Source organism: Geodermatophilus sp. SYSU D00684, assembly GCF_054050455.1.
Map to the genome: position 1 here is coordinate 188200 of NZ_JBJGZI010000002.1, position 17002 is coordinate 205201.

Sequence of the window (17002 nt, forward strand, 5' to 3'; positions counted from 1 at the left end):
CGTGCGGCAGGGTCGGCGCGACGGGTCCCCCGACGGACGGAGACGCCCCGTGACCGACCCCGCGACCCCCGCCGACCCGCCGACCCACCGCACCGGCGCGGTCGCCGAGCTGCCCGACGGCCGCCTCCGGCTGGAGTTCCGCCGCTCCTGGGGCGACGGGCCCGACGCCGTCTGGGCCGCGCTCACCGAACCCGACCGGCTGGCCCGCTGGTTCGGCACCTACGAGGGCGAGCGGGCCCCCGGCGGCCGGGGGACGCTGACGATGACCCACGAGACGGAGCCGGCGGCGATGGAGGCCCGCATCGCCGAGTGCGACCCGCCGCGGAGGCTCGTCGTCGAGTGGCCGGACCAGGAGGACTGGCGGGTCGGGCTCGCCGTGGTCGTGGAGAGCGGCCGGACGACGCTGCACCTCAGCCAGGACTTCGCCGCCGGCACCGACGTCACCGACTACGCGCTCGGCTGGCACTGGTACCTGGACAAGCTCGACGCCGAGATGGGCGGGCACCCCGACCCGGGCGACTGGGACTCCTTCCTCGCCCGCGTCGGCCCCGACTACGGCCGGGCGCCGGGGGGCTGAGCGCCGAGCGCGGCCATGACGGCGGCGGTGACCAGCCCGGCGGCGACCACCGCGGTCTCGACGGGCTCGGCGCCGGCCGGGGTCAGCCGCCGCCGCACCAGCCGCTCGGCGAGGTAGCCGGGCACGAGGGCGGCGCCGATGGCGGCGAGGACCCGCGGGGCCCGCTCGTCGTCGCCGGCGGCGAGGCGGGCCAGCGCCCGGCCGTGGACGGCCAGGGTCCACGCCGGCGGGCCGAGCGCGGTCCCGGCCCACCAGGCGTCGCGGCCGACCGTCGCCGCGCGCCCGGACAGCACCGGCGTGTCGAACGCGTGCCGCCGGCGCAGCGACAGCGCGGTCCCGGCCAGGCCCGCCGCCAGCTGGACGGCGGAGGCGGCGAGCAGCGCCCCGCGGCGGCGGGTCACCGGGCGCGCTCGGGCACCTGCACGGGCGCGGGCCCGGTCCACGGCCCCAGCGTGCCGAGGAGGGCGTTGCGCCGGCCCAGCCGCGGGCCGGCCTGCACCGGGTAGGCGTCGTAGGCGCCGGTGAGGTCCCGCACGGCGTGGACGGCGAAGTTCGGGTCCTCCTGCGCCTCCCGCGCGACGGCGACCAGGTCGGCCAGGCCCCCGGCGACGACGGCCTCCGCCTGCCGCGCGTCGACGATCAGCCCCACCGCCATCGTGGCGACGTCCGCGCCCTCGCGGATGCCCGCGGCGAAGGGCACCTGGTAGCCGTAGCCGAGCGGGTGCTGCCAGCCGCCCAGGCCGCCGCCGGAGGCGTCGACGACGTCGACCCCGCGGGCGCGCAGCTCGCGGGCGAACGCGATCGTGTCGTCGAGGGTGATGCCGTCGGGCGTGCCGTCGACGGCGGAGACCCGCACGAACAGCGGCCGGTCCTCCGGCCACCCGGCGCGGACGGCCTCGACCACCTCCAGCGGGAACCGCCGGCGCGCCTCCCGCGAGCCGCCGTAGGCGTCGGTGCGCCGGTTGGACAGCGGCGAGAGGAACTGGTGCAGCAGGTAGCCGTGCGCGGCGTGCACCTCGACGACGTCGAACCCGGCCTCGACCGACCGCCGGGTGGCCGCGGCGAACGCCTCGCGCAGCTCCCCGAGCTCGGCGGCGGTCAGCTCGTGGGGCACCGGCCCTCCGGGGGCGGCGGGCACCGGGCTGGCCGAGACGGTCGGCCAGGGCTGCTCGCCCGGGAGGGCGTCCTCCGGGGTGACCGGGGCCCCGCCCTCCCAGGGGCGGTGGCTGCTCGCCTTGGCGCCGGCGTGGGCGAGCTGGATGCCGGCGACCGCTCCCGAGGCGCGCAGGAAGCCGGCGATCCGGGCCAGTCCGGGCACGTGCGCGTCGGACCACAGGCCGACGTCGCCGTGGCTGATCCGCCCCTCCGGCGTCACCGCCGTCGCCTCGACGACGACCGTGCCGAAGCCGCCGAGCGCGAACCGGCCGAGGTGCACGAGGTGGTAGTCGCCGACCAACCCGTCGGTCACCGAGTACTGGCACATCGGGGCGACGACGAGCCGGTTCGGGAGGGTCACCCCGCGCAGCGTCAGGGGGGTGAACAGGGCCGGGGAGGGCGCGGAGCCGTTCGTGAGACTGGTCACGCCCGGGAGCCAACACCGCTCCGACCTGCGGTGTTCCCGGTGCCCACCCTGCGCGGACGTAGACGTCCTAGACGTAACATCTCTCACCGTTACAGGCGGGTGTCCTCGCTTGTACGCTTCCCGAACCCGACGGCCGGACCCGTTCCGCCGGCCCCGGGGAGACAGCACGCACCGGCGCCGGTGTCCCCGACACCCGGCGTGCCCAGAGGATGGAGACGCCGTGACCTCCGTGACCACCCCCGGTCTCGACAACGCCCCCACCACGCACGCACGGCTGCTCGCCTGGGTGCGCGAGATGGCGGAGCTGACCACCCCGGACGAGGTCGTGTGGGTCGACGGCAGCGACGAGGAGTGGGAGCGGCTCACCCAGAAGCTGGTCGACGCCGGCACCTTCACCCGCCTGGCGAAGAAGCCCAACTCGTTCTGGGCCGCGTCCGACCCCACCGACGTCGCGCGCGTCGAGGACCGCACGTTCATCTGCTCGGTCGACGAGGCCGACGCGGGGCCGACCAACAACTGGATGGCCCCCGACGAGATGAAGTCGATCATGACGGAGCTGTACCGGGGCTCCATGCGCGGCCGGACGATGTACGTCATCCCGTTCTGCATGGGCCCGGTCGAGGCCGAGAACCCGATGTTCGGCGTCGAGCTCACCGACTCCGAGTACGTCGTCGTCTCGATGCGGGTCATGGCGCGCATCGGCTCGCGGATCCTCGAGGCGATGGGCACCGACCGGCCGTTCGTGCCGGCCATGCACTCCCTGGGCGCCCCGCTCGAGCCGGGCCAGGAGGACGTGCCCTGGCCGTGCAGCCAGACCAAGTACATCGTGCACTTCCCCGAGGAGCGGGCCATCTGGTCCTACGGCTCGGGCTACGGCGGCAACGCCCTGCTGGGCAAGAAGTGCTACTCGCTGCGGATCGCCTCGGCGATGGCCCGCGACGAGGGCTGGCTCGCCGAGCACATGCTGATCCTCAAGCTGACCAGCCCGCAGCAGAAGACGTACTACGTCGCGGCGGCCTTCCCGAGCGCCTGCGGCAAGACCAACCTGGCGATGCTCGAGCCGACCATCCCCGGCTGGAAGGTCGAGACCCTCGGCGACGACATCGCCTGGATGCGGTTCGGCGAGGACGGCCGGCTCTACGCGCTCAACCCCGAGTTCGGCCTGTTCGGCGTCGCGCCGGGCACCGGCTGGGACACCAACCCCAACGCGATGCGCACCATCGACAAGGGCAACTCGGTGTTCACCAACGTCGCGCTCACCGACGACGGCGACGTCTGGTGGGAGGGCATGACCGAGGAGCCGCCGGCGCACCTCACCAGCTGGAAGAAGCAGGACTGGACGCCGGACTCCGACGAGCCCTCCTCGCACCCGAACTCGCGGTTCTGCACCCCGATCGAGCAGTGCCCGATCCTCGCGCCCGAGTACGACGACCCGAAGGGCGTGCCGATCTCGGCGATCCTCTTCGGCGGCCGCCGCAAGACGACGATCCCGCTGGTCACCGAGGCGCGGGACTGGAACCACGGCGTCTTCATGGGCGCGACGCTGTCCTCGGAGACGACGGCCGCGGCCACCGGTGCGGTCGGCGTCGTCCGCCGCGACCCGTTCGCCATGCTGCCGTTCATCGGCTACAACGCCGGGGACTACTTCCGGCACTGGGTCGAGACCGGCAAGGCGCACGACGCGACCAAGCTGCCGCGGATCTTCTACGTGAACTGGTTCCGCCGCGACGAGGACGGCGGCTTCCTGTGGCCGGGCTTCGGCGAGAACAGCCGGGTGCTCAAGTGGGTCGTCGAGCGCATCGAGGGCACCGCGGCCGCCGAGGAGACCGCCGTCGGCCACGTGCCCACGCCCGACTCGCTCGACGTCTCCGGCCTGGACATGACCGAGGACCAGGTGCGCAAGGCGCTCGCCGTCGACAAGGACGAGTGGCGTGCGGAGATCCCGCAGATCACCGAGTGGTTCGAGAAGTTCGGGGACAAGCTGCCCAGCACCATGTGGGACGAGCTGGAGATCCTCAAGAGCCGGCTCGCCTAGGCGCAGCCACGCGGGCCCCGCACCGGACAGCGTCGTCCGGGGCGGGGCCCGTGCTCGTCCGTGCCCGTCCGTGCACGGACCGGAGCCGTCTGCCTGCCGAGCGTGCGGACGTCGGTTAGCGTGGCTGGCGGTCCCGCGTCCCCCTGACGACAGGTTCGCTCCCCGGTGCCCAATCCCTACCTGCACGTGCTGCGCACGCCGCACGCGCTGCCCATGGTGCTCGCCGCCTTCATCGGCCGGCTGCCCCTGTCGATGGTCGGCCTCGGGTGCGTCCTGCTCGTCGCCGACGAGACCGGCTCCTACGGCCTGGGCGGCACGGTCGCCGCCGCAGGCGCGGTCACGACCGCCGTGGCCGGCCCGGTCATCGGCCGGCTGGCGGACACCTTCGGCCAGCGCCGGACGCTGCTGCCCGTCGTCGCGGTGTTCGCGGCGGCCGGTGCGCTGTTCCTCACCGCGGTCAAGGACGACTGGCCGCGGTGGACATTCTTCGTCACCGCGGGCATCGCGGGGGCGTGCATCCCGCCGGTCGCCTCGATGATCCGGGTGCGCTGGACCCACCTGCTGCGCGGCACCCACCGCCTGCACACGGCCCTGGCGATGGAGTCCGTCGTCGACGAGCTGGTGTTCATCGTCGGGCCGGTGCTGGTGACCTTCCTGTCGACCACCGGGCACTCGACCTCGGGCGTCGTCACCGCCTTCACCCTCGCCGTCGTCGGCGCGCTGCTGTTCGCCGCGCAGGGGCGCACCGAGCCGCCGCCGCACGGGCACGAGGCGCGCAAGGGGCCCTCGGCCATCCGCACGCCGGGGCTGCGGGTGCTGTTCGTCGTGGGCGCCGCCGTCGGGTCCATCCTCGGCACGCTGGAGATCGCGCTGGTCGCCTTCGCCGACGAGGTCGGCGCCATGGCCCTGTCCGGCGTGCTCATCGCGGGCCTCGCGCTCGGCTCGATGATCAGCGGCATCGGCTGGGGCGCGGTGCACTGGCGGCACCCGCTGCGGCACCGGCTGCTCGTCGTGCTCGCGACCCTCACCGTGCTCACCGTGCCGCTGGTCCTCATCGGCAACGTCTGGGTGATGATCCCGTTCGTCGTCGTGGCCGGGGTGGCCGTGTCGCCGTCGCTGATCAGCTCGTTCACCCTCGCCGAGCTGATCGTGCCGCGGGTGGCGGTGACCGAGGCGTTCACCTGGATCGGCACCGCGCTCGGCCTCGGCGTCGCCGTCGGCACCTCGATCGCCGGGAAGGTCGTCGACACCGTCGGCGCCAACGCCGCGTTCCTCGTCGCCACGGTCTCGGCCGGGATCGCCGCCGTCGTCGTGCTCGCCGCGCAGCGGCTGCTGCACGTGCCGGCCGAGCACGCCGCCGAGCCGGCGATGGCGCGCTGACCCGGCCGCGTCCCGCCGCGGGCGGCGGCCGGGTCCTCGGCGTCGCGCCCGAGCGGCTCGGCCGGTGGCTGGACGGCGTCGCCGCCCGCCACGGCGCCTTCGACACGGCCGTCGACGACGACGGCACCGTGCGGGTCACCTGCGCCGACGGCACGACCGTGACGCTGCGCGCGCCGTTCGGCTGGACCCCGGGCCCGGCGCCGCTCGCCACGTTCACCGCCGCCGCCCGCCGGCCGCGGCGGGCCGCCGTCCTGCTGGTGCGCCGCGGCCGCTGGGCCACCGGCGTCTTCGACGGCGCGGACCTCGTCGTCTCCAAGGTCGACAGCCGGCTGGTGCAGGGCCGCAGCGCGGCCGGCGGCTGGAGCCAGCAGCGCTTCGCCCGGCGCCGCGGCAACCAGGCCGACGCCGTGGTCGCCGCGGCCGCCGACACCGCGGCCCGGGTGCTGCTGCCGCACGCCGGCGACGTCGACGCGCTGTTCACCGGCGGGGACCGGGGGATGGTCGACGCCGTGCTCGCCGACCCCCGGCTCGCCCCGCTGGCGGCGCTGCGCCGCGAGCCGGCGCTGGAGGTCGGCGAGCCGACGAAGGAGGTCCTGCTGACCACCCCGGGCCGGTTCCGCGCCGTGCGGGTGCACGTCGTGGAACCCGGCGACCGTCCCTGAGCTCAGCCGTTCGGCAGCAGGACCAGCCGGATCGGGTCGCCCTCCTTGCGCTCGAGCATCTCGACGCCCTTGGCGGCGTCCTCGAGCGGCAGGGTGCCGGAGATCGAGCGGGACAGGTCCAGCCGGCCGTGCCGCACGAGGCCGACCAGCTGCTCCACGTGCCCGGGCTCGGAGCCGTAGTGGCCGAGGATCCGCTGCGAGAAGTAGCTGAACTGCGTGCCGTTGCGGATGGTCAGCGGCTGGTCGGTGAGCCCGACGAGCACCAGCCCGCCCTCGCGCTCCAGGCAGCGCACCGCCTGCTCGCGCACCGCGGCCACGCCGGCGAAGTCGAACGCGTGGGACAGGCCCGCGCCGCCGGTGAGCTGCCGCACCCGGCCGGCGATGTCCTCGGACGGGTCCAGGGCGAGGTCGGCGCCGAAGTCCAGCGCCCGCTGCCGGGCGGACTCCACCGGGTCGACGGCGACGATCGGCGCCGCGCCGGCCAGCCGCAGCAGCTGCACCGCGTGCGCCCCGAGCCCGCCGATGCCCCACACGCCCACCGGCTCCCCGGCGCGCACGCCGGCGGTCTTCACGATCGAGGCCCACGGCGTCGACACCGCGTCGGGCACGATGCACGCCTGCTCGAAGGGCAGCTCGTCGGGGATGGCCACGAGGGTCCCCACGGTGGCCAGCGCGTACTGCGCCCACCCGCCGTCGTAGTCGACGCCGCGGGTGTGGATCCAGCCGTCGACCTCCTCGCCGGCCTGCAGGAGGACCCGCTGCCCGGGCTGCCAGCCGGTCACACCCTCGCCGAGCTCGGCGACGACGCCGGCCACCTCGTGCCCGAGCGTGACCTCCTCGCCCTGCAGGAACAGCGGGTTGAGCGTGCCGTCGACGAGGTGGACGTCGGACAGGCAGATGCCGGCCGCGCGGACCTCGACCAGCACCTGCCCCGGTCCGGGCGCCGGGCGCGGCACCTCCTTGACCTCGAACTGCTTGGTGCGCACGTTGAGCCGGCCGGCGAGCATCGAGTCGGGCATGTCCCGCATCCTCCCTACCGGCCAGCGGGACCACACCGCCGCCTCCGGTGCACGTCCGCGGAGGTGCGCGCTCCCCGGGGCGGACGTGACGGACGGCACACGACGGCGTAACGTCCACCGGCCGTGTCAGCGACACCGACCGACACGACCGTGACCGACCCCGCGACCGACCCCGTCCTCACCGCCGAGCGCGCCCACCTGGCCCTCGCCGAGGACTGCCTCGCCGGGATGCGCGCCGCCGCGTCCGCCGTCGCGGACGCCGGCGTCGACGCCTGGGCCTCCGAGCGGCTCGGCGCCGCCCGCGCCGAGCGGCTGCGCTCGCTGGCCGCCGACCCCGGCGTGCCGCCCTTCTTCGGGCGCACCGACGGCGACGGGGAGACCTTCCACATCGGCCGGCGGCACGTCCGCGACGCCGCCGGCCGGCCGGTGGTCATCGACTGGCGGGCGCCGATGAGCCGGCCGTTCTACCGGGCCAGCGCCGCCGATCCGCAGGGCCTGGTCCGCCGTCGCCGGTTCGGCTTCTCCGGCGGCGAGCTCACCAGCTACGAGGACGAGCTGCTCGGGCTCGGCGAGGAGGGCGACGGCGCCCTGCTGCGAGCCGGGACATCGAGCCGGGTCCTGCTCCAGGAGATCGAGCGCCCGCGCAGCGGTCCCATGCGGGACATCGTCGCCACCATCCAGCCCGAGCAGGACGAGATCGTCCGCGCCCCGCTGGCGGAGTCGGTGTGCGTGCAGGGCGCGCCGGGCACCGGGAAGACCGCCGTCGGCCTGCACCGCGCCGCCTACCTGCTCTACACGCACGGCGGGCAGCTGGCCCGCACCGGCGTCCTCGTCGTCGGGCCCAACCGCGCGTTCCTGCGCTACATCGAGCAGGTGCTGCCCACCCTCGGCGAGGTCGACGTCGACCAGACGACGGTCGCCGAGCTCACCGGCCGGGTGCCGGTGCGGGCGGAGGACGCCCCGGAGGTCGCCGTCCTCAAGGGCGACGCCCGCATGGCGCAGGTGCTGGAGCGGGCGCTGTGGGGCGCGATCGCCAAACCCGCCGACGACGTCCTGGTGCCGCTGGCCGGCCGCCGCTACCGGGTGCCGGTGGAGCGGCTCAAGCGGTACGTCGACGACCTGCGGCGGCGCGGCCGGGTGCCCGACGACCAGCAGCGGCTGCACCACACCGCCGGGCGGGAGCGGCTGGCGCTGCTGCTCGCCGAGGACGCCCGCCGGCAGAAGGAGGAGACCGGCGGCAGCCCGACCGACGCCGAGACCCGGCGGGCCGCGCGCAGCCCCGAGGTCCGCGCGTTCTGCGACGCCGTCTGGCCCGCCCGCGACCCGGCCGGCCTGGTGGCGGAGCTGCTCGGCGACCCCGCCGTCCTGGCCCGCGCCGCCCGCGGCGTGCTCACCGACGACGAGCAGGCGCTGCTGTACCGGCCGGCGCCGCGCCCGGTCCGCACCGCGCCGTGGACCGCCGCCGACACCGTCCTGGTCGACGAGGTGGCCGGGCTGCTCGAGCGGACGGCGGGATACGGCCACGTCGTCGTCGACGAGGCGCAGGACCTCTCGCCCATGCAGTGCCGCGCGGTGGCCCGCCGGCTGGCCGCCGGGTCGCTCACCGTGCTCGGCGACCTCGCCCAGGCCACCGGCCCGTGGTCGCCGACCGACTGGGCGCCGACGCTCGCCGGCCTGGGCCGCCCGGACACCGCCGTCCGGCCGCTGACCCGCGGCTACCGCGTGCCGGGGGAGGTCCTCGACTACGCCAACCGGCTGCTGCCGGCGATCGCGCCCGGCCTGCCCGCGGCCACCGCCGTGCGCCGGGAGCCCGGCGCGCTCGCCGTCCGCCCGGTCGCCGACCTCGCCGGGCCGCTGGCCGAGGTGGTCGCCGACCTCGCGGCCGGTCCCGGCTCGGTCGGCGTCCTCTGCGCCGACGCCGCGGTGCCCGAGGTGGCGCGGCTGCTGGCCGCCGCGGGCCTTCCGGCGGCGGTGCTCGCCGACGACGGCTCGGCGGCCGGGCGGATCGCCGTCGTGCCCGCCGCGCTGGCCAAGGGGCTGGAGTTCGACGCCGTCGTGGTGGCCGACCCGGCGGCGATCGTGGCCGCCGAGCCGCGCGGGCTGTCCCGGCTCTACGTCGTGCTCACCCGGGCGGTCAGCACCCTGGTCGTGCTGCACCGCGACGACCTGCCCACGCTGCTGGAGGGCTGAGCGTCCCCCGACCGCGCGACCGCACGGCGCGGGTCGTTGTGGCCGGAGGTGATCTCTGTTGCAGTGTGCGCGCACGGGAGGGAGGCCCATGGACCGGCAGGACAGCCGGGCCGGCACGCTGCTCCGGTTGGCCGCGACGATCGTGGTCGCCGGGGCACTGGTGGCGGGCCTGCTCCTCCCGTGGATCGGAGGTCCCGCGATCGCCGCCCAGCAGTCCACCGGGCTTCTCGGCGACCTGCCCACCGAGTTCACGGACGCCGCGCCGCCGGGCAACACCGTGCTGCTCGCCGCCGACGGCGAGCCGATCACGTACTTCTACGACGAGAACCGCGACCCCGTGGAGCCCGCCGAGATCGCGGACGTCATGAAGGACGCGATGGTCGCCATCGAGGACGCCCGGTTCTACGGCCACCGCGGCCTGGACGTGCAGGGCACGCTGCGCGCGCTGGTCACCAACATCGCCGCGGGCGAGGTGGCCGAGGGCGGCTCGACGCTCACCCAGCAGCTGGTCAAGCAGACGCTGCTGCAGACCGCCGACACCCCGGAGGAGCGGACCGCCGCCACCGAGCAGACGGTGGGCCGCAAGCTGCGCGAGGCGCGCCTGGCCCTGGCGCTGGAGGACCTCTACAGCAAGGACGAGATCCTCACGCGCTACCTCAACATCGTCTACTTCGGCCAGAACGCCTACGGCGTGCAGCCGGCCGCCCGCGCCTACTTCGGCGTCGACGCCGCCGCGCTCACCCTGCCGCAGGCGGCCCTGCTGGCCGGCCTCGTGCAGAGCCCGGTGAACGACGACCCGTTCACCGACCCCGAGGCGGCCACCGCGCGGCGCGACGAGGTGCTGTCCCGGATGGCCGAGCAGGGCCTGGTGACCGCCGACGAGGCGGCCGCGGCCGCGGCCGCGCCGCTCGGCCTGGCGCCCGGGCCCGCCCCGCCCCGGGGCTGCGTCCAGGCCAGCGTCGGCCCGTTCGTCTGCGACTTCGTGCAGCGGTACCTGATCCAGGAGCTGGGGCTCAGCCAGGAGCAGCTGGACAACGGCGGCTACACCGTCCGGACCACGCTGGACCCCGAGCTGCAGCGCTCCGGCGACGCCGCGGTGCTCGAGACGCTGCCGCGGGAGGACTCGCTGGCCGCGATGTTCACCGCCGTCGAGCCCGGCACCGGGCACCTGCTGGCGATGAGCGTCAACCGGACCTTCGGCTACGACCTCGCCGACCGCACCCAGGAGTCGTTCAACCTCAACGTGGCGCCCAGCCAGGGCTCGGGCTCCACGTACAAGGTCTTCGTCGCCGCCGCGGCCCTGGCCCGGGGCTACTCCTCCTACTACACGCTCACCGCGCCCGACCCCTACGTCTCCCGCGTCTACAGCGGCCCGTGCGAGGGCCGGGACACCGACGGCCGGTACTGCGTCCGCAACGCCGGGTCCGGCTACCGCCCGACGCTGGACCTGACGACGGCGCTGTACCAGTCCTCCAACACCTACTTCCTCGCGCTCGAGGACGCCCTCGGCAGCGTCGAGGAGCCGGTGCGGATGGCCGAGGCGGCGGGGCTGTTCCAGTTCAGCCCGCCGGGCCTGGCGCAGCAGATCATCGACGAGAACCGCGGGTCGTTCACCTTCGGGGCCGAGGCGACCAGCCCGCTGGCACTGGCCAGCGCGTACTCGACGTTCGCCGCCGGCGGCACGCAGTGCGACGTCGTCCCGGTGACCGCCGTCCTCGACCGGAACGGGGAGCCGGCGGTCGGCGCCGACGGCGAGCCGCTCGCGGTCGGCGACCGGTGCACGCCCGAGGCGATCCCGCCCGGCGTGGCGAACACGATGAACCAGATGCTGCGCAAGGACGTCGAGCCGGGGAACCCGGGGCAGACCGGTGCGCGCGCCTACGTCCGCGGCCACCAGATCGCCGGCAAGACCGGCACCTCGCAGGACAACTACTCGGTGGCGTTCGTGGGCTACACGCCCGAGATCACCGCGAGCGTCATGGTCCTCAACCCCAAGCGCAACGAGGACGTCGGCGGCTTCGGCGGCGGCAAGGGCGCCACCATCTGGCGCGACGCGATGGAGCCGATCCTCACCACGCGCGGCAGCGGCGAGTTCGCGCCGGCCGACGAGACCGTGCAGAACGGCAACACCCGCCCGGTGCCCGGCTGCTCCACCGTCCGGGGCTGCGAGCGGACCCTCGCCGACGCCGGGTTCACCCCGCGGACGGTGCGCGTCGACAGCGACGAGCAGCCCGGCGCCCTCGTGGGCACCAGCCCGCCGCGCGGCGGCCGCGCCGTGCCCGGCCAGGTGGTGTCGATCCTGGTGAGCAACGGCAGCGACTACGTGGAGCCGGCGCCCGAGCCCGCGCCCCCGGCCGACCCCGCACCCCGGCCGGCGCCCGCACCCGGCTCGCCGTCCTCGCCGCCCCCGACGCCGTCGTCGCCTCCGCCCCCGCCCCCACCGTCCCCGGAGCCGCCGCCACCGGCCACGGAGCCGCCGACGGCGCCGGCGACCCCGGCGCCCGAGCCGCCGCCCGCACCGGCCACCCCGGCACCCGAGCCGCCGCCCGCGCCTGCCGCGCCCGCCCCGGAGACCCCGCCACCCGGCTCCCCCTGGCGGCCGGCCGGCTGACGCCGGCCCAGCCGCTCGTCGAGGGACTGGGTGAGCAGCCACCCGGCCAGCAGGACCAGGTGCAGCAGGAACAGCCACAGGCCGATGGCGACCACCGCGCCGACGACGACCAGGCCGCCGAAGGGCGCGCCCAGGTCCAGCGGCAGGGACAGGAACAGCACGAAGCCCTGCAGGAAGCCGGACAGGCAGGCGGCCGTGAACAGCGCGCCGCTGACCAGCGCGCCCCACCGGTGCCGGCCGCCGGCCACCACGCCGTAGCCCCACAGGATGGGCACGGTGAGCACGAACAGCACCGAGTAGTAGCCGACGGCGAACCGCCCGATCAGGGGCCCGGCGCCGTCCTCGCGGGCCAGGTCGGCCATGACCGTGGCGGCCAGCAGCAGCGGGTACAGCAGCAGGGGCGTGACGACGACGAGGGGCAGCGTGAGCAGCCGGCCCCGCCAGCCGGTGAGGTTCTCCCGCCGCCGGCTGAACCGCATCAGCGCCCGCCGCAGCCCCTCGCCGTACAGCGACAGCGGCAGCAGCGCCAGCGCGAACCCCAGCAGGTCCAGCCGGACGCCGGCGTCGACCAGCCGGTCCACCGCGCCCGGCGCGCCGAGCGACTCCGGCAGCAGCTCGGTCAGCCGCTCGCTGCGCGCGCGGACCTCCTCGGCCGAGGTGGCCAGCGCGGTCAGCCGGACGGAGACCAGCACCAGCGGCACCACCGCGATGCCGGCGTAGAAGGTGAGCCCCGCGCCGATCAGCGCGAGGTCACGGCCGTGCAGCAGACGGCGGGCGCCGGCCAGCAGCGTCCGTGTCTCGGCCCGCACCCGGGCCGCCGTCCACCTGCGTGCCGGGTTCACCCGCTCATGCCACCAGACCGGGCGGCCGGCCGGGGACCCGGCGCCGCTCAGTCGTCGGTGCTCGCGTCGTCGGTGGTCGGGGCGTCGTTGCCGGGGTTCTGGCCGGTCTCCTGGCAGCTGGCGTCGTTCTCGTTGCTGGCGTTGCCGCCGGCGGCGTCGCAGTTGGTCGGGCCGCGCGAGAAGTCGGTGTTGTCACCGCAGGCGACCAGGGAGCCGAACAGGGCGAGCGCGACGAGCGGCCGGGCGATCCGTGTCCGGGTGGCGCGCATCCGCGTGGAGGAGGACATGCAGCAATCGGTACACGCCCCCACGGGCGCGCAAACCGGCGGGGGTCGGCAACCTCCCGGAGTCGCCCGGTCACCTTGTGTGAGCGATGTAATTACACCGGGGTGATTGTCACACGCCGGTCACGGACCTTACGCTCTGTGTGTCCAACGGGGCGGTCCGTCACCAGTCCGGGTGACACCCCACGGACGCCGTCGAGCCGGTCCCCCTTCCGGAGGGACCGGGCCGGGGACCCATCGCAGTCCTGGGGTGTAGCGCGTGCCCGCACGCGCCGGGCGACTCCACGCCCGAACCCGTCAGCTAACCCGGTAGGCGGCCTGGGAGAAGGAGAGACCGCCGCGTGGCGTCCCTGCGCACGTCCGTCCCCGGCATGCCCGCGACCGGCCGCGGCCGCCGCGCCGCCCTCGCCCTCGCCGGCGCCCTCGGCATCGGCCTCGGGCTGGGTGCCGTCCCGGCGCCGGCCGGGGCGGAGGAGCCGGCCACGGCCGCCGAGGCCGCGCAGCTGGTCGCCGCCCGGGGCCACGACCTCGAGGTCGTCACCGAGCAGTTCAACGAGGCGCGCGAGGCGCTCGCCGCCCAGCAGGCCGCCGCCGACGCCGCCGCCGCGCAGCTGGCCACCGCCCAGGCCGCCGTGGACACCGCCCGTCAGCAGGTCATCGGCATCGCCCGGTCGGCCTACACCGGCGACAGCATGGGCTCCCTGCAGGCGCTCATGACCAGCGAGGACGCCGACGAGTTCGTCAACCGCGTCACGCTGCTGCAGGGCGTCGCCGGCTACCAGGGCGAGCTGCTCGGCCAGGCCGTGGCCGCCACCGACACCGCCACCGCCGCGCAGACCGCGGCCGCCGAGGCCGCCGCCGAGGCGCAGCGCCAGTACGACGCCGTCGCCGCCCAGCAGGCCGACCTCGAGGCCCAGATCGCCGCCTACCAGGCCGACTACGCCCAGCTGAGCGCGGAGGAGCGCCGCGCCGCCCTCGACGCCGCCGCCGCGGCGCACGCCTCCGAGGGCTCCCGCGCCAGCCGCGACGAGGACCGCGAGGAGCCCGCGACCCCCGCGGAGGAGCCCGCCGCGGCCGCCGCGCCGGCCAGCGGCGTCGCCGGCATCGTCGTCTCCACCGCCATGGCCCAGCGCGGCGACCCCTACGTCTGGGCGGCCGCCGGCCCGGACGCCTTCGACTGCTCCGGCCTCACCCAGTACGCGTTCAAGGCCGCGGGGATCAGCCTCCCGCACTCCAGCAGGATGCAGTCGACGATGGGCACCGCGGTCTCCCGCGCCAACCTGCAGCCCGGGGACCTGGTCTTCTTCTACAGCCCGGTGAGCCACGTCGGCATCTACATCGGCAACGGCCAGATGGTGCACGCGCCGACGTCGGGCGACGTCGTCAAGGTCGCGAGCGTCGACGCGATGGGCGGCTACGCCGGCGCCCGCCGCATCGGCTGACGCGCCCGGCCCCGTTGCAGGGGCCCGCCGCGAGCGTGCGAGCGGTGGGGGGCAACGGGGTCCTTCCTCACGTCCGGACCTGCTGCAGCAGGCCCCGGACGATGGCGGCCGTCGCGCCGGAGGGCAGCCGCACCTCCCGGCGGGTGACCACCCGCGGATCCACCTCCCGGGCCCCCGGCAGGCCGCTCACGTCGGCCACCACGTGCTCCCGGACCCGCAGCCGCCCGTCGGCCGCCGGCGGGACCGGGGAGCCCGGGCCCCGCACCACGTGCTCGTGCAGCACGCTGCCGCCGGGGGCGGAGAGCACCTCCCGGCGCAGGTGCGGCCACAGGGGCAGTGGCCAGCGCCGGACCTCGAGGTCCGGGTCGCCGAACCGGCGGTCCTCCACCTGCTCGGCCGGCCCGTGGCCCCGTCCGGAGGCTCGCGCCGAGCTTGCGAGGCGTGAGAGGGACGGGGTCCTTCCAGCAGCGGGTGCGCGCCGCGTGCGCCCCGGCTGGGCGCGGGTCGCGCCCGGCCGGGGCAGGGCCGCGGCGACCAGGTCCGGCCGCAGGTCGGCCATCCGGCGCAGCAGGACCAGGCAGAACTCCCGCCGCGCCGGACCCCGCACGGCCCGACCCTGCCACGCACGTCACACCCCGCGACCGGGACGTCGGCGTCCGCTGCCGCGTTGACCCTCCGGAACCGCCCCCGACCCGAGGACCGCGCACCGATGAACCCCCGCACCGTCGCCCTGGCCTTCCGCGCCGTCGCCGTCGCCGAGGCCCTGTCCTGGATCGGCCTGCTGGCCGGGATGTACGTCAAGTACGTGCCGGAGACCTCGGAGGTCGGCGTCCAGGTGTTCGGGCCGGTCCACGGTGCGGTGTTCGTCGCCTACGTGGTCGTGGCCCTGGTCGCCGCGCGGGTGCTCGGCTGGTCCCGCTGGACGACGCTGCTCGCGCTGGCCGCCTCGGTCCCGCCGCTGGTCACCGTCGTGTTCGAGCGCTGGGCCGGGCGCACCGGGCGGCTGGCGGCGCCGGTCCGGGCCTGACCTACCGTTCCGGTCATGCCGGAGCCCGTGCTGCCCTCGACCGCCCGCAGCCTGCTGGCCCGCACCGCCCGGGTGCAGCGCGAGGGCCGGGCACCCAGCCTGGTCGCCGGGGTGGTCCGGGACGGCGGGCTGGCGTGGTCGGCCGGCCGGGGCGACGTCGCCGAGCCGCACACCGACGTGCAGTACCGGCTGGGGTCGATCAGCAAGACCGTCACCGCCGTCGCGGTCATGCGGCTGCGCGACGAGGGCCGGCTGGCGCTGGACGACCCGCTGGACCGGCACGTGCCCGGCACGCCGTTCGGGAACCGCTCGATCGGCCAGCTGCTCTCGCACCTGGCCGGCGCCGCCGCGGAGAGCCCGGGCGGCTGGTGGGAGCGGGTGCCCGGCGGCCCGCTGGCCGACCTGCGGCTGTCCGGGGAGCACGTCGTCCTGGGCGAGGCCCGGCGCTTCCACTACTCGAACCTCGGCTTCGGCCTGCTCGGCGAGCTCGTGGCCCGGCTGCGCGAGCGGTCGTGGGAGGACGTCGTCGCCGCCGAGGTGCTCGCGCCGCTGGGCATGACCCGGACGACGCCACGCCCCTCCGGCCGCGCCGCGCAGGGGTACGCCGTCCACCCGTGGGCCGACGTCGTCCTGCCCGAGCCCGAGCACGACGCCGGCGTGATGGCCGCCGCCGGGCAGCTGTGGGCGACGCTGGCCGACCTCGCCCGCTTCGCCGCCTTCCTGCTCGGCGACACCGGCGACGTGCTGTCCCCGGCGACGCTCGAGGAGATGGCCGTGCCGGCCGGCGTCGACGGCTCCTCCCCGGCCTGGTCGGCCTACGGGCTGGGCCTGCAGGTGCTGCGGGTCGACGGCCGCACGCTCACCGGCCACGGCGGCTCGATGCCCGGCTTCCTGGCCGGCGTGTTCGTCGACCGCGAGGAGGGGACCGGCAGCGTCTCACTGGCCAACACCACCAGCGGCCTGGACGTGCTCGTCCCCGGCCTGCTCGCCGACCTGCGCGCCGCCGAGCCGCGGGTGGCCGAGCCGTGGCGCCCGGCGCAGCCGCCGGTGCCGCTCGAGCAGCTCGGCATCTGGTACTGGGGCCCGGCGCCGCACGCGCTGCGCGCCGTGGAGGGCGGCCTGCTGCACCTCGGTCCGCTGCCCGGCCGCTCGGGGCGGGCCAGCCGCTTCCGCCGCGACGCCGACGGCACCTGGGTGGGCCTGGACGGCTACTACGCCGGCGAGCCGCTGCGGATCGCCGAGGACCACCTGGACCTCGGCACGTTCGTCTTCACCCGCACGCCCTACGACCCGGCCGCCCCCGTCCCCGGCGACGTCGACCCCCGCGGCTGGTCGGCCGGCTGAGTGCGCA

14 protein-coding genes, 1 pseudogene and 1 riboswitch are annotated in these 17002 nt (G+C 76.1%); of the genes and pseudogenes, 9 read left to right on the forward strand and 6 right to left on the reverse strand.

All coding sequences use genetic code 11. The annotated features are described in order from the left end of the window. Nucleotides 1-49 precede the first annotated feature (49 nt). Nucleotides 50-577 carry an SRPBCC domain-containing protein gene (locus tag ACI79L_RS02360; protein ID WP_456935219.1) on the forward strand — a complete coding sequence of 176 codons (528 nt, stop codon included), beginning with the start codon at nucleotides 50-52 and terminating at the stop codon, nucleotides 575-577. Here ACI79L_RS02360 and ACI79L_RS02365 read toward each other — a convergent pair. Together ACI79L_RS02365 and ACI79L_RS02370 are read right to left on the reverse strand one after the other, a co-directional pair. Beyond that, nucleotides 553-978: a hypothetical protein gene (locus ACI79L_RS02365; RefSeq protein ID WP_456935220.1), complete on the reverse strand. Its 426-nt coding sequence runs from the start codon at nucleotides 976-978 to the stop codon at nucleotides 553-555. The two genes, ACI79L_RS02360 and ACI79L_RS02365, sit on opposite strands and share 25 nt — an antisense overlap. Next, nucleotides 975-2159, reverse strand: a complete 1185-nt coding sequence (locus tag ACI79L_RS02370) for an NADH:flavin oxidoreductase/NADH oxidase (RefSeq protein ID WP_456935221.1) — start codon at nucleotides 2157-2159, stop codon at nucleotides 975-977. Before ACI79L_RS02370 ends, ACI79L_RS02365 begins: the two co-directional genes overlap by 4 nt. 220 nt (nucleotides 2160-2379) lie before the next feature. On the opposite strand from ACI79L_RS02370, the gene ACI79L_RS02375 reads away from it, so the two are divergent. The 3 genes from ACI79L_RS02375 to ACI79L_RS02385 all read left to right on the forward strand — a co-directional run bounded on the left by ACI79L_RS02375 (nucleotide 2380) and on the right by ACI79L_RS02385 (nucleotide 6236). Further along, nucleotides 2380-4194, forward strand: coding sequence for a phosphoenolpyruvate carboxykinase (GTP) (locus ACI79L_RS02375; protein WP_456935222.1), 1815 nt, complete (start codon nucleotides 2380-2382; stop codon nucleotides 4192-4194). Nucleotides 4195-4359: 165 nt separating this feature from the next. Next, nucleotides 4360-5574: an MFS transporter gene (locus ACI79L_RS02380; RefSeq protein WP_456935223.1), complete on the forward strand. Its 1215-nt coding sequence runs from the start codon at nucleotides 4360-4362 to the stop codon at nucleotides 5572-5574. Next, nucleotides 5571-6236 carry an acVLRF1 family peptidyl-tRNA hydrolase gene (locus ACI79L_RS02385; RefSeq protein ID WP_456935257.1) on the forward strand — a complete coding sequence of 222 codons (666 nt, stop codon included), beginning with the start codon at nucleotides 5571-5573 and terminating at the stop codon, nucleotides 6234-6236. Before ACI79L_RS02380 ends, ACI79L_RS02385 begins: the two co-directional genes overlap by 4 nt. 2 nt (nucleotides 6237-6238) lie before the next feature. Here ACI79L_RS02385 and ACI79L_RS02390 read toward each other — a convergent pair whose 3' ends face one another. Continuing rightward, complete coding sequence (locus ACI79L_RS02390; protein WP_456935224.1) at nucleotides 6239-7255, reverse strand: zinc-binding dehydrogenase; 1017 nt, start codon at nucleotides 7253-7255, stop codon at nucleotides 6239-6241. Between the two features lie 150 nt (nucleotides 7256-7405). On the opposite strand from ACI79L_RS02390, the gene ACI79L_RS02395 reads away from it, so the two are divergent. Together ACI79L_RS02395 and ACI79L_RS02400 are read left to right on the forward strand one after the other, a co-directional pair. Continuing rightward, nucleotides 7406-9445, forward strand: coding sequence for a HelD family protein (locus ACI79L_RS02395; RefSeq protein WP_456935225.1), 2040 nt, complete (start codon nucleotides 7406-7408; stop codon nucleotides 9443-9445). 88 nt (nucleotides 9446-9533) lie between these two features. Further along, nucleotides 9534-12056: a transglycosylase domain-containing protein gene (locus ACI79L_RS02400; protein WP_456935226.1), complete on the forward strand. Its 2523-nt coding sequence runs from the start codon at nucleotides 9534-9536 to the stop codon at nucleotides 12054-12056. A gap of 23 nt (nucleotides 12057-12079) precedes the next feature. Here ACI79L_RS02400 and ACI79L_RS02405 read toward each other — a convergent pair. Together ACI79L_RS02405 and ACI79L_RS02410 are read right to left on the reverse strand one after the other, a co-directional pair. Continuing rightward, a pseudogene (locus ACI79L_RS02405) lies at nucleotides 12080-12898 on the reverse strand (YhjD/YihY/BrkB family envelope integrity protein); the annotation flags it as partial. A 47-nt stretch (nucleotides 12899-12945) separates the two neighbouring features. Beyond that, complete coding sequence (locus tag ACI79L_RS02410) at nucleotides 12946-13185, reverse strand: hypothetical protein (RefSeq protein WP_456935227.1); 240 nt, start codon at nucleotides 13183-13185, stop codon at nucleotides 12946-12948. Between the two features lie 192 nt (nucleotides 13186-13377). Continuing rightward, nucleotides 13378-13514, forward strand: a riboswitch (cyclic di-AMP (ydaO/yuaA leader). 9 nt (nucleotides 13515-13523) lie between these two features. Here ACI79L_RS02410 and ACI79L_RS02415 point away from each other — a divergent pair. Then, nucleotides 13524-14624: a C40 family peptidase gene (locus ACI79L_RS02415; RefSeq protein WP_456935228.1), complete on the forward strand. Its 1101-nt coding sequence runs from the start codon at nucleotides 13524-13526 to the stop codon at nucleotides 14622-14624. 67 nt (nucleotides 14625-14691) lie between these two features. On the opposite strand, the gene ACI79L_RS02420 is transcribed toward ACI79L_RS02415, so the two are convergent. Then, nucleotides 14692-15231, reverse strand: coding sequence for a hypothetical protein (locus tag ACI79L_RS02420; protein WP_456935229.1), 540 nt, complete (start codon nucleotides 15229-15231; stop codon nucleotides 14692-14694). A gap of 102 nt (nucleotides 15232-15333) precedes the next feature. Between ACI79L_RS02420 and ACI79L_RS02425 the strand changes: the two genes are divergently transcribed. Both ACI79L_RS02425 and ACI79L_RS02430 read left to right on the forward strand, forming a co-directional pair. Further along, nucleotides 15334-15651: a DUF3817 domain-containing protein gene (locus ACI79L_RS02425; protein ID WP_456927382.1), complete on the forward strand. Its 318-nt coding sequence runs from the start codon at nucleotides 15334-15336 to the stop codon at nucleotides 15649-15651. A gap of 15 nt (nucleotides 15652-15666) precedes the next feature. Continuing rightward, on the forward strand, nucleotides 15667-16995 hold the full coding sequence (locus ACI79L_RS02430; protein WP_456935230.1) for a serine hydrolase domain-containing protein: 1329 nt from the start codon (nucleotides 15667-15669) through the stop codon (nucleotides 16993-16995). Nucleotides 16996-17002 lie beyond the last annotated feature (7 nt).

Coding starts and splice junctions, on each gene's coding strand:
- ACI79L_RS02410 (WP_456935227.1), bottom strand. CDS start 13,185: ATGTCCTCCTCCACGCGGATGCGCGCCACCCGGACACGGATCGCCCGG.
- ACI79L_RS02390 (WP_456935224.1), bottom strand. CDS start 7,255: ATGCCCGACTCGATGCTCGCCGGCCGGCTCAACGTGCGCACCAAGCAG.
- ACI79L_RS02425 (WP_456927382.1), top strand. CDS start 15,334: ATGAACCCCCGCACCGTCGCCCTGGCCTTCCGCGCCGTCGCCGTCGCC.
- ACI79L_RS02400 (WP_456935226.1), top strand. CDS start 9,534: ATGGACCGGCAGGACAGCCGGGCCGGCACGCTGCTCCGGTTGGCCGCG.
- ACI79L_RS02430 (WP_456935230.1), top strand. CDS start 15,667: ATGCCGGAGCCCGTGCTGCCCTCGACCGCCCGCAGCCTGCTGGCCCGC.